13 protein-coding genes are annotated in these 12027 nt (G+C 52.2%); 5 read left to right on the top strand and 8 right to left on the bottom strand.

What is annotated here, in order from left to right:
• The first annotated feature begins 1 nt into the window (after position 1).
• Positions 2-2089, top strand: coding sequence for an ATP-dependent DNA helicase RecG (gene recG / locus LF95_RS07815; RefSeq protein WP_073954405.1), 2088 nt, complete (start codon positions 2-4; stop codon positions 2087-2089).
• 86 nt (positions 2090-2175) lie between these two features.
• Here the strand turns inward: recG and LF95_RS07810 are convergent, their stop codons facing one another.
• Positions 2176-3018: a DUF502 domain-containing protein gene (locus tag LF95_RS07810; protein WP_073954404.1), complete on the bottom strand. Its 843-nt coding sequence runs from the start codon at positions 3016-3018 to the stop codon at positions 2176-2178.
• Positions 3019-3215: 197 nt separating this feature from the next.
• On the opposite strand from LF95_RS07810, the gene LF95_RS07805 reads away from it, so the two are divergent.
• A complete protein-coding gene (locus LF95_RS07805) occupies positions 3216-3485 on the top strand; it encodes a hypothetical protein (protein ID WP_073954929.1) in 270 nt (89 codons plus the stop codon).
• On the top strand, positions 3486-3959 hold the full coding sequence (locus LF95_RS07800) for an NUDIX hydrolase (RefSeq protein WP_073954403.1): 474 nt from the start codon (positions 3486-3488) through the stop codon (positions 3957-3959).
• Between the two features lie 82 nt (positions 3960-4041).
• Here the strand turns inward: LF95_RS07800 and rpoH are convergent, their stop codons facing one another.
• Positions 4042-4911: an RNA polymerase sigma factor RpoH gene (gene rpoH, locus LF95_RS07795; protein ID WP_073954402.1), complete on the bottom strand. Its 870-nt coding sequence runs from the start codon at positions 4909-4911 to the stop codon at positions 4042-4044.
• 567 nt (positions 4912-5478) lie between these two features.
• Here rpoH and LF95_RS07790 point away from each other — a divergent pair.
• Positions 5479-5901 carry a YchJ family protein gene (locus LF95_RS07790; RefSeq protein ID WP_073954401.1) on the top strand — a complete coding sequence of 141 codons (423 nt, stop codon included), beginning with the start codon at positions 5479-5481 and terminating at the stop codon, positions 5899-5901.
• Positions 5902-6128: 227 nt separating this feature from the next.
• Complete coding sequence (locus tag LF95_RS22595; RefSeq protein ID WP_083607561.1) at positions 6129-7118, top strand: NUDIX domain-containing protein; 990 nt, start codon at positions 6129-6131, stop codon at positions 7116-7118.
• A gap of 41 nt (positions 7119-7159) precedes the next feature.
• On the opposite strand, the gene LF95_RS07775 is transcribed toward LF95_RS22595, so the two are convergent.
• The 6 genes from LF95_RS07775 to LF95_RS07750 form a co-directional block, all read right to left on the bottom strand.
• Positions 7160-7609: an NUDIX domain-containing protein gene (locus LF95_RS07775; RefSeq protein WP_073954927.1), complete on the bottom strand. Its 450-nt coding sequence runs from the start codon at positions 7607-7609 to the stop codon at positions 7160-7162.
• 202 nt (positions 7610-7811) lie between these two features.
• Positions 7812-8357, bottom strand: coding sequence for a single-stranded DNA-binding protein (gene ssb / locus LF95_RS07770; protein ID WP_073954400.1), 546 nt, complete (start codon positions 8355-8357; stop codon positions 7812-7814).
• 68 nt (positions 8358-8425) lie between these two features.
• A complete protein-coding gene (locus tag LF95_RS07765; protein ID WP_143181966.1) occupies positions 8426-8905 on the bottom strand; it encodes a GAF domain-containing protein in 480 nt (159 codons plus the stop codon).
• A gap of 160 nt (positions 8906-9065) precedes the next feature.
• Positions 9066-10136: a sn-glycerol-3-phosphate import ATP-binding protein UgpC gene (locus LF95_RS07760; RefSeq protein ID WP_073954399.1), complete on the bottom strand. Its 1071-nt coding sequence runs from the start codon at positions 10134-10136 to the stop codon at positions 9066-9068.
• 68 nt (positions 10137-10204) lie between these two features.
• On the bottom strand, positions 10205-11059 hold the full coding sequence (gene ugpE / locus LF95_RS07755) for a sn-glycerol-3-phosphate ABC transporter permease UgpE (protein ID WP_073954398.1): 855 nt from the start codon (positions 11057-11059) through the stop codon (positions 10205-10207).
• 14 nt (positions 11060-11073) lie between these two features.
• Positions 11074-11952, bottom strand: coding sequence for an ABC transporter permease subunit (locus tag LF95_RS07750; RefSeq protein WP_073954397.1), 879 nt, complete (start codon positions 11950-11952; stop codon positions 11074-11076).
• Positions 11953-12027 lie beyond the last annotated feature (75 nt).

Genomic DNA, 12027 nt, shown 5'->3' with positions numbered 1-12027 from the left:
AATGCGCCCCGAAATTCTGTTTCCGCTATTTGCCGAAATCAACAGCCTGCCCGGTATCGGGCCGCGCCTGAAACCTTTGGTGGAACGTCTTATTGGCGGCGAACATCTGGTTGATCTTTTGTGGCATTTGCCAAGCGGGCTGATTGACCGGCGTTTTTCCCCGCCTTTGGCCGAAACCATTGATGGTACCATTGTAACCCTGGATGTTGTTGTGGAGCGGCACGAACCCGCCCCAGACCGCAGGCGCCCTTACCGTATTGTCTGCCGCACCGAGGACGGCTTTATCACGCTGGTGTTTTTTAATGCCCGTGCCAAATATCTGAATGATGTGTTGCCCGAAGGTGAAAAGCGCATCATTTCCGGTAAAATTGACCATTATCGCGGCGAATATCAAATCACCCATCCGGATCGCATTGGCACCGAAGCCGAACGCGAAAGCATTCAAACGGTCGAGCCGGTATATCCGATGGCGGCAGGTGTGACCGGAAAAACCCTGACCAAGGCCATCCTGGCTGCCTTGGGCCATGTGCCAGACTTGCCAGAATGGCATGATAAGGCGCTGAAGGCACGTCACGGCTGGCCGGATTTCAAAACCGCCCTTTATCAAGTACATAAACCGGAAAATGAAAGTGATCTGTTACCAGATCACGCCGCACGGGCGCGGCTTGCCTATGATGAATTGCTGGCAAACCAACTGGCCTTAACGCTGATTCGGGCGAAAATGAAAAAGCTGGGCGGTCGTTCCATTCAGGGTGACGGAAGGTTACGAAACTTGCTGGCAAAGCAATTGCCCTTTGCCCTGACGGGGGCGCAAAAACGTGCGCTAAGCGATATTAACGAAGATATGGCCAGCACGGGCCGTATGCTGCGCCTGCTGCAGGGGGATGTCGGGTCGGGCAAAACGGTTGTTGCCTTAATGGCGATGCTAAATGCGGTCGAAACCGGGCGGCAAGCCGCCCTGATGGCCCCGACCGAAATTTTGGCCCGGCAGCATTTTGAAACCATTGCTCCGATGCTGGAAAAAATCGGCATTACCTGCACCCTTCTGACCGGGCGAGACAAAGGCAAGGCGCGGCAGAAAATCCTTGATGGACTGGCAAATGGTGAATTTGCCGTGGCCGTTGGCACTCACGCCCTGTTTCAGGAAAGTGTCGCCTTTCACGACCTCGCCTTTGCTGTGGTTGATGAACAGCATCGTTTTGGCGTGCATCAACGCCTGATGCTGGCGGGCAAAGGCACGGCGGTTGATGTGCTGGTGATGACGGCAACCCCCATTCCGCGCACCCTGACTTTAACGGCCTTTGGCGATATGGAAGTTTCCCGGTTGGATGAAAAACCGCCGGGACGCCAGCCGGTTGATACCCGTGTTCTCCCGATCGACAAGGTTGAAGATGTTGCCGCCGGTATTGGCCGTGCCATGCGCCAGGGGGCAAAAATATACTGGGTTTGCCCCCTGGTCGAAGATTCCGAAATCGTCGATCTGCAAGCCGCAGAAGAACGCCACCGTATCCTTGTTGACCAGTTTGGCGAAGGGCGCGTTGGCCTTGTTCATGGCAAGATGAAGGGCAAGGAAAAAGACGAGGTCATGGACAGATTTGCCCACGGCGATTTGTCCATTCTGGTCGCCACCACCGTGATCGAGGTTGGGGTAAATGTGCCCGAAGCCACCGTTATGGTAATTGAGCATGCCGAACGGTTTGGCCTGGCGCAATTGCACCAGTTGCGCGGGCGCATCGGACGCGGCAGCGGGGCGTCGACATGTTTGCTGCTTTATGGCTCCCCCCTGGGCGAGATTTCCAAGGCGCGGCTTAAAATCATGCGCGAAACCGAAGATGGCTTTGTCATCGCCGAGGAGGATTTGCGCCTGCGCGGTGCGGGTGAAGTTCTGGGAACCCGGCAAAGCGGCCTTCAGGCCTATCGCCTGGCAAGCCTGGATTTGCACGGCGACCTTTTAGCCATTGCCCGTGATGATGCCCGGCTGATTGTGGAACGTGACCCCGATTTACAAACCGAGCGCGGCCAATCGCTTCGATTGCTCCTGTATTTATTCGAGCGCGATGAAGCGGTTCGTTATTTTCGCTCTGGCTAATCACAAAACAAAAAGGGCAGGAATATGCCCCTGCCCTTGATACTAATTCGTGCGGATCAAAATGTTGGCGATGGTTGCGGCCAATTTCAGGAATTCTGTTTTTCAGGTTCCTGTGGTGCTGCCCCCGGTTCATGACGGGATACCAGCACAGGGGCTTTTTCCTTTTCGCGCAAAATATCGACATCCTCATAGGTTTTTGCCGATACCTGGGGCTTGTCCTGTTCTTCGGCAGGGCGGCGGTCCACCGGTGTGACGATCCCGCCCGACATCACCATTTTAATGGCTTCCTCGACCGTCATGTCCAGCACGATGACATCCCGCTTCGGGACAAACAGCAAAAATCCCGATGTTGGATTTGGTGTTGTCGGCAAAAACACATTGATGACGGTATCTTCGGTCAGGTGCTGCACTTCACCCTTGGTTTCGCCGGTAATAAACCCGATCGCCCACATACCGCGACGCGGATATTCCAGCAAAACAGCCTGGCGAAAGGCATTGGATTGATTGGCGAGAACCGTTTCAAGAATTTGCTTGATTGCACCATAAATACTGCGCACAGCCGGAATACGACCGAGAATGCGTTCATAAACCTTGATGAGCGCTCGACCGGCAAAATTGGTGGTCAGCCAGCCAACCAGCGTTATGGCGATAACCACAACCAACAGGCCAAAGCCCGGGATACCATAGCTTTGATAGGCATCAGGCAGGTAAATTTCAGGATTATATTTGGACGGAATCAGCGGCATGACAGAACCATCGACAAATTCGATGAACCACCAGGCCAGGCCAAACGTTATTGCCAGCGGTGCGCTTACCAGAACTCCCGTTAGAAAATAGGTGCGCAGTCGGCCTAAAATTCCCAACGAAGGCATGGGGGGCGTTGGGGCGCCGTTATTATGGTCGGGAGAATCATCACGCTTGGCGTTCATTTATCACCTTTGATAGGTTGTACTGTAACGAGACACTACAAATATGTTTTGAAAGTCTGCCTGAAAAATTGTGGCATTGCTGCGACGGCCATTCCCCGATTTGATCAATGTCACAGCAGGCCTCTTTAGAACAGTGATAGCAGCAACGGCTTTTGCAGCGCAACCAAACAAAAAGCCGCCAGAAAAAAGGATCCGTTTTGCAGGTTTGGATTGTTGAATATATTTACGATGATGACGGTGCTGTTCGCATCAACACGGCCAATATACGGGCCAAGGATTATGAAACAGCCCGGTCCTTTGCCGTTGCCAATGCCCCCGCCCAGGACTTTGTCATGTCCGTGCGCCCGCAGTCTGAAGAACAGTTTTTAGGGCGCACCGTTATTCAGGCCCATGAAATGACTGGCAAAATCATAAGCGACATCCCGGATCCCGAAGATGAAGATGAAGATGAAAATGGCGACCTGTAAATGACTGTATCTGCTGGTCGGGAAAATCCGTTACGGCCCATGATTGGCGTTGGGGCCGTTGTCTGGCATGAGGGCAAGGTTCTGTTGATCCGCCGGGGGCGGCCGCCCAAAGCGGGCGAATGGAGTCTGCCAGGCGGTGCCCAGGAACTGGGGGAAACCGTGCAACAGGCACTGGAACGCGAAGTTTTTGAAGAAACCGGCATTCGTATCACCAATATCGAATTTCTCGAGATTATCGATTTGATCACGCCGGGCGGCGCACATGGCAAACCGCTTTATCATTATACGCTTCTGGATTTTTCGGCCGATGCGGTGACCGGCACAGCCCTGCCTATTGCCGGTGACGATGCCAGTGATGCCATCTGGGCTGATCCCGACAGGCTTGAAACCTATAATTTATGGACCGTGACTTTGCGGGTGATCGAAAAATCGCGCCAGGCGCACGGCCGGCGGAATCGGCTTCCTTCGTCTTAAACAAACAATCCAAACACAAAAAAAGGGTGGCAATGTTACCACCCTTAAATCTTGATCATGTTACGGGAGGCCGGAAATCCGGTTAAGCTGCCTGATGCTGTGTCAGAACAGATTCCTGCAACTTCTTGAAAGCGCGGGCTTCCAACTGACGGACACGTTCACGGCTAACGCCAAAACGTTCACCCAGTTTTTCCAGCGTGATCGGATCATCGCTCAGGAAACGGGCCATAATGATTTCACGTTCCCGATCCGGCAATTCGCCAAGCGCATTTTTCAGCATGCCGTTATGCAGGGTCCGCTCTTCGGAATCTGCCACCAGGGCCTCGGGTGACGGTGCCTCGGATGCCAGGGTATCGAGATACTCCATACCCTCGTCCTTGGGCATCGGAGTATTGAGCGAGAAGTCACGCGCCGCCAAACGACGGTTCATGTCCAGGGCTTCCTTGTCGGTCACACCCAGACGCTGTGCAACTTCACCGGCCTGTTCCGGGGTCAATTCACCATTATCGTAAATATTAAGCTGCTTCTTGGCTTTGCGCAGACTAAAGAACAGTTTCTTCTGTGCAGCCATCGTGCCCAGCTTCACCATCGACCAGCTATGCAGGATATATTCCGTCACAGCGGCACGGATCCACCACATGGCGTAAGTTGACAGACGGAAACCCTTTTCCGGATCAAATTTCTGAACCGCACGCATCAGGCCGGTATTGCCCTCGGCTACCAGATCAGGCAGCGGCAACCCATAGCCACGATAACCAAAGGCGATTTTTGCGACAAGACGCAGATGACTCGTCACCATTTTGTGGGCTGCTTCAGTATCCTGATGTTCCACGTAGCGGCGTGCCAGCATATATTCCTCGTCTGCGGTCAGCATCGGGAATTTCCATACCTGGCGAAGATATCCTGAGAAACCGTCATCCTGGGGGACGGCAGGCAATTTAAGGGTGCTCATGGTTCTTGTCCTCCTGGGAGGTCAACGTATCCGGTATATCCTGGGTCTGATGTCAAAACCGGAAACGATACGCGACCTCGTAATTGTGTAAACAAAACACGTCATAGACAGAAATGGCGGCGGGGCGTTGGGTCCCCGAAAAGTGCCATTTCGCAAAACGCCTATGCGAGAGGACGACTGAAGCAGATAACTGTATTCATGATACGTCTCATCCTTACTCTGAAGCAAATCGACATTACGTCCGCCAAACCTGGCCGGACTGAAATCCGGCGGTGCCTAATGGGCCCCCACCCGCTTTAAGACTAATATACCTAAACCCGACTAATTTCGTCAAGTTAAAAACACGAAACCTGACGTCAAATTCGGACATGATATCAGTCCTTTATCAAATATACCCGACTGATATAGTCGGATATGTATCTTTCCCGTAAGTTCACGGTAGAAATGATATAAGGCGAAAAAAAGGCAATTTGCTTTCTGGTGCGGTCACTCTATGTTCACAACGCTGTGAGACCCGTAAAGTTCCCTTCTATTTCGTGTTCAACTCGCAAACCAGGTGCCTTTGAAATGACAACTGCGATCCCTTTACAACAGGATATTTCCCTGCCCTGTCCTTGCGGAAGCACCAAGAATTATGGTGCCTGCTGCGGCCCGTTTCACCAGGGCGTAAAATTGCCCGCCACGGCCGAACAACTGATGCGATCGCGCTATAGCGCCTTTGTATTTGGCAATGCACCGTATCTTGCCGATACCGTGCCTGCACAAAACAGTGCAGGCTATGACAGTGACAGTCTTGCCCGCCAGCAAACAAAATGGACCGGGCTTGAGATTGTCAGCACCGAAGCAGGCGGGCTTTTTGACCAGACCGGATATGTTGAATTCATTGCACGGTTTAAGGAAAAAGGCCGTTCGGGTGCGCACCATGAAAAATCACGCTTCGTGCGCCAAAATGGCAAATGGCTTTACATGGATGGGGAATTTCTGCCCTAAAAGCCAGCAATGCGTAGGGCTGGCCGCGCTCCCGTCACAAAAATTTCATAGATTCAATTAGCGATATATGTAATACGGCGACCGTACTTTCTACTTGCATAAGTAACTAACGATAGCGATGTACTTACTTTGACAGACACCGCACGTTTCGGTTTGTTTTTACAGCAAGAAACATCCGGTTTCCCACAAACCGAACCACATGGACATCAGATATCAAGGACAGCGGCATGAAACGTTTAATCACCCTTTTGCGGCACGGTGAAGCTGTCACCTATGACGCCCGGGGCGATTTTTACCGACCGCTCACCGAAGATGGTAAACTGAATATCCAGCGTATTGGCGCATTTCTGGAAAGACAGGGGCTTTACCCAGACCTGATCCTGGCTTCCCCCACACAGCGCACCCAGCATTCAGCCGAAAAACTGCATAAAATGCTGTTTCCCGGCCTGAAACCGGCCATTAGCCTCGATCGCCAGCTTTATAATGCCGATGCGCAGACATTGCGGAACGTTTTGCAAAATCTGGCTGATGACGTGCATCATGTTGTGATGGTCGGGCATAATCCCGGTATCAGCGCCCTGCCCACCCTTATCGCGGGCGCGGACATCCGCAAAAAACGCATGTTTCCGTCATTAAAACCTGCGGCAATGATCATGATCGAAATGACAGGAAACTGGGCTGATCTGGAAACCTCTTCCGGGCGTATTTTGCAGCAGGTGGACCCCTCCAAGGTCCCGCAGGATTTTCCCTGGCCGGATAAGGATGGTACGGAAAGGCGCAAACGCCCGCCTTACTTTTACCGGCAATCATCGGTCATTCCGTTCCGAGTTAAGCAAGATGATGACGCAGGCGAAAATATTGAAATCCTGATGACGCTTTCCAGCAGCGGCAAACATTTTGTCATCCCCAAGGGTGCAATTGACCCCGGGATGAGTGCGGTTGAAAGCGCGCAAAAAGAAGCCCGCGAAGAAGCAGGTTGTATCGGCACAGCCCTTGAGCCTGCCATTGGCAGCTATCATTACCAGAAATGGGGTGCACGCTGCGACGTTGAGGTTTTTGCCATGAAGGTTACGGAACTGTTACCTGAAACAGACTGGGAAGAAGCGCATCGCGGGCGGAAATGGGTTACCCTTGCGCAAGCCATCGAGATCGTTCGGGAAGATGGTTTACGCAAAATCCTCAAGACCTTTGCCCGGCAAGTTCAAGCCCTTCATTAAGCGGCGGCAACATCCCGAAACGACCCGCCAAAAGCAAAATCCTAATACAGCGTATCTGTCACATTGACATGTTGTTGCACGGCCCATTTATGAAAGGACCGTACGAGCTGCTGTTCGGCATCCTGTACGGGAAGCCATAAAAACTCGTGGTCCTGGTCAACAGGCTTGGCAGACTTTGCCAAAATTTCGGCAACAAAAAATACCGCGCGCTTCAGGCGGTATTTGCCCTTGGCGCGATTATTGACATATTGGGTCGCCAAACCAAGCCGGGAAACAATACGGATTGTCCTGCCGGTTTCCTCGATGGTTTCACGGATCAGGGCATCAACAGCGGTTTCATTACGCTCGATCCCCCCGCCAATCAGCATAATGCCCTTGGGCGTCCGAACAACGCCCAGCATCCCCTTCCCGTCAGGGATGACAGCATAAGCACAATCCTGAATATCATAAAACCTGCCCGGCTCCGGGCTGCCAAATATAGGGCCGATCACACAGTTTTCTCCATTGGCAGTCCGCAGGCACTGCAATTTCATCACGACATGTCGAAGTGAACCGAATGAATTTTCATGTCAACATACATTCACTTTGGAATGATAAAAAGAAAGGCAGCACCACGATGGATGCTGCCTTAAAACTGCCTGTTGTGCCCCATAAGGGCGTCGCCTTACAAACGGTTAACGCCGCAAGTAAAAATCAGAACGGGATGTCGTCATCCAGGTCCGGGGCGCCACCGGGGCCGGAATTGCCGCCGCCGCTGCGCGAAGACGAAGAAGAATTACCCCAACCGGCATCGCCGCCATTATCATAACCGCCGCCATATCCGCCGCCGCTATCATTGCCATAGTTACCGCCGCCAGACGACGATCCGCCGCCGCCGCTGCCATCACCACGGCCATCAAGCATGGTCAAGGTGCTGTTAAAGCCTTCCAGAACGATTTCGGTGGTGTAGTTGTCTTTGCCGTCCTGCCCCTGCCATTTGCGGGTGCGCAATGCGCCTTCGATATAAAGCTTGCTGCCTTTTTTCACAAAGCGTTCGACAACATCGGCCAGGCCTTCGTTGAAGACAACGATGCGGTGCCATTCCGTCCGCTCACGACGCTCGCCACTTTGGCGGTCACGCCACTGTTCAGATGTCGCAATGCTGAAATTGGCAATTTTCTTGCCTGCCTGCGTAAAACGGATTTCCGGGTCGCGGCCCAGATTACCGACGAGAATGACTTTATTGACACTGCCTGCCATGAGTTATCTTCCAGAGTTCGATGTTAGCTTGCGATTCCGTGTCAGAACCGGCGAATGAATATAAGCGGTCAGCGCGCAAATACCTGCGCCATGATGGTTTCCAGTGCCTTTTGATCAGTTTCGTCAAACGATCCAGTTTCCACACTGTCGACATCAAAAACGGCAATCAGGGACCCCTGCCGGTCAAACACCGGCACCACGATTTCCGAATTTGAACGGCTGTCGCAGGCAATATGCCCTGGAAAGGCATGCACATCCTCGACAACGCTGCTTTTTCGTGAAGATGCCACCGTGCCACAAACCCCGCGACCAAACGGAATACGCAGACATCCAAGTGTGCCCTGATAGGGGCCAACCACCAATTCATTTTCTTTGACCGGATCAACGATATAGAAGCCGGTCCAGAAATAATAGTCGAACTTTTCTGCCAGTACACAGCAAACCGTGGCCATCAATGCAGTCACATTGGTTTCGCCTTCGGTAATGCTTGTCAGTTCTTTTGTCGCATCCGCATAAAGTGCGTTTTTCTGGTCGCTGTTCACGATCATGCTCCTGTCTTGCTTAGGCATGGAACTAACGTTTCGCTTGCCCGGAAACAAGGACAAAATGGTCGCATACGCAAAGCCGGCCCGCATTCAGCCCGAACGCAGAAAAATCACCCGCAAAAGTTACGGGTGGTTTCGCACGATTTTAATCCTGTTGACCAGTTTAAATTCGATGGCCGCTTTCCCGGTCAAACAAATGGATTTGCTGCGGATTGGAATACAGCACCAGTTCCGCCCCCGTTTCAAACTGGTGCGTTCCCTGCATCCGAATGGTGATGGCTTCGTTTTTATCCCCAAAATTCAGATAAACCAGGGTTTCCGCCCCCAGGGCCTCGATGATGCGCACACGGGCGGTAATCTTGCTGTTGCTCGGTGTGTTCAACGACAGATGTTCGGGACGAATGCCAACAACAACTGGTCGATTGGCCGCGACATTATGATCCAGGTCCAGTCGTGTACCGTCATTGAGGACAACATGGCTGCAATCATCCGAAACGGTACCATCGATGAAATTCATTGCAGGTGAGCCGATAAACCCGGCAACAAACCGCGTTTCCGGCTTTTCATAAAGCTCGATCGGGGTTCCGATCTGTTCTGCAACACCGCCATTCATGACAATCAACCGATCCGCAAGTGTCATGGCTTCCACCTGGTCGTGGGTCACATAAACCGATGTCGTACCAAGGCGTTTTTGCAGGTTCTTAATTTCCAGGCGCATATCAACACGCAGCTTGGCATCCAGGTTTGACAAGGGTTCGTCAAACAAAAACACCTTGGGTTCACGCACAATGGCGCGGCCCATTGCCACACGCTGGCGTTGCCCGCCCGAAAGCTGGCGGGGTTTGCGCTCAAGCAGCTCGCTTAATTGCAATATCCCGGCCGCTTCGCGCACACGACGGTCAATCTCGTCCTTGCTATAGCCCCGGTTTTTAAGGCCGTAAGCCATATTGGCATAGTTCGACATATGCGGATAAAGCGCATAATTCTGGAACACCATTGCAATGTCGCGATCTGCCGGGGCCACATTATTCACCACCCTGCCATCAATCGATATTTCGCCGCCAGTAATGGTTTCAAGGCCGGCAATCATGCGCAGCAAAGTTGACTTACCACAGCCGGACGGGCCAACCAGTACAGCAAATTCGCCATCGGCAATCTCAATATCGACACCATGAATTGCCTTAAAACCGTTGGCATAGGTCTTTTCGACCTGTTTCAAATTTAACGTCGCCATTCTCTTATCCTGTCGTCACGGGGACTGATGTTTTTGTTCAAAAGATAATATCAGGGTATTGAAACGATTTATTTTTCCGTCTCAACCAGCCCCCGGATGAACATGCGCTGAAAGATCACCACCACCAGAACCGGCGGAATGGATGCCATGATGGTCAGGGCGAAAGCCTTGGGAAATTGCGGGACCTGCCCACCTTCATAAAGCGAGTTGTAAACCTGCTTGATGCCGATCACGATGGTGTAAAGCTGATCATCCGTCGTCATCAAAAGCGGCCACAGATACTGGTTCCAGCCAACCACAAACATGATGATGAAGATGGCGGCAATCATGGTGACAGAAAGGGGCACCAGAATATCGATGAAAAAGCGCAGCGGCCCTGCCCCGTCCAAACGGGCAGCTTCAAGCAATTCATCCGGTACGGAACGGAAAAACTGCCGGAAGAAAAAAGTACCGGTGGCCGAAGCAATCAAAGGCAGGATCAAACCGGTATAGGTATTCAGCAGGCCGAGATTTGAGACGACCTCGTAAGACGGCACGATGCGCACTTCAAGCGGCAACAAAAGGGTAGAAAAAATCACCCAGAACAACGGCACGGCAAAACGGAACCTGAAATAAACAATGGCATAGGCTGCCATCATGGAAATGATGACCTTGCCAATGGCAAAGCCCAGGCCCAGAACCATACTGTTAAACAGCATTTGCAGGGCCGTGACACGGCCTTTGGTCGCCTCGGCATCAAACAGGATTTTGCCGTAATTTTCAAAGAAATGCCCACCCGGCAAGAGCTGCAAACCATGCTGGAACAGAAATTCCCTTGTGTGGGTCGAGGATGCAAAGGCAATCCAGACCGGCATGATCATGAAAAGCGAACCGAGAATTAGGATGATATGGTTGGTCAGGGACCGCCATTTTGACTGATACATAACGATGCCCTTTCCTAGTAATGGACTTTGCGTTCAATGAAGCGGAACTGGAACACGGTCAAAATACTGACCATGATCATCAGCAGCACCGATTGTGCCGAACTGCCGCCCATATCCGCGCCCAGGAAACCATCGACATAGACCTTGTAAACCAGGGTTGCCGTGGCACCACCCGGCGCCCCTTTGGTCGAAACATCGATGATCCCGAAGGTTTCAAAGAAGGCATAGGTCAGGTTGATGACCATGAGGAAAAAGGTCGTCGGGGCCAGTAATGGGAAGGTAATGGTCCAGAACCGGCGTTCGGCACTTTTGCAGTCCAGCGTTGCCGCCTCGGTCACAGATTTGGGAATACCCTGCAAGCCGGACAGAAAGAAAATGAAATTCACACTAACCTGTTTCCAAACCGCAATCAGCACCACGACAAAGGTGGCATCATTGGCATTCTGAATATGGTTGAAATCAATCCCGATGCGGTTAATGAACAGGTAAAGGTCCCCCATCAAGGGGTTGAACATCATGATGCCCAAAAGCCCGGCAACGGGCGGTGCCACGGCATAGCCCCACATCAACAGGGTTTTATAAACCTTTGCCCCGCGAATGACTTCATCGGCACGCACGGCCAGAAACAGTGAAATGGCAATTGAAAGAACGGCCACCAGCGCCGAAAAAATGACAGTAAACCAGGCAGACCTTAGCCAGGCGGGATTCGAGAGCACATCCTCGAAATTGCGAAACCAGACAAATTGCGAAGACATGCCAAACGCATCCTCAAGCAAGAATGACTGATGGATCGCCTGTGCGGCGGGCCATAGAAAAAAGATGGCAATAATAATGATTTGAGGTGCCACAAACAGATATGGCACCGGGCTATGCCCGAACTGAACGCGTTTCATGACAAATATCGGCCTGAGAGAAACGGAAAAACCAAAAAGACAGGGCGACAATAAACGTCGCCCTGCCCCGCAAGG

The sequence above is a fragment of the Thalassospira sp. TSL5-1 genome (assembly GCF_001907695.1).
Taxonomy (GTDB): Bacteria; Pseudomonadota; Alphaproteobacteria; order Rhodospirillales; family Thalassospiraceae; genus Thalassospira.
The sequence above is the reverse complement of the archived record's forward strand: the minus strand, read 5'-3'. Positions and strand labels throughout refer to the sequence as shown.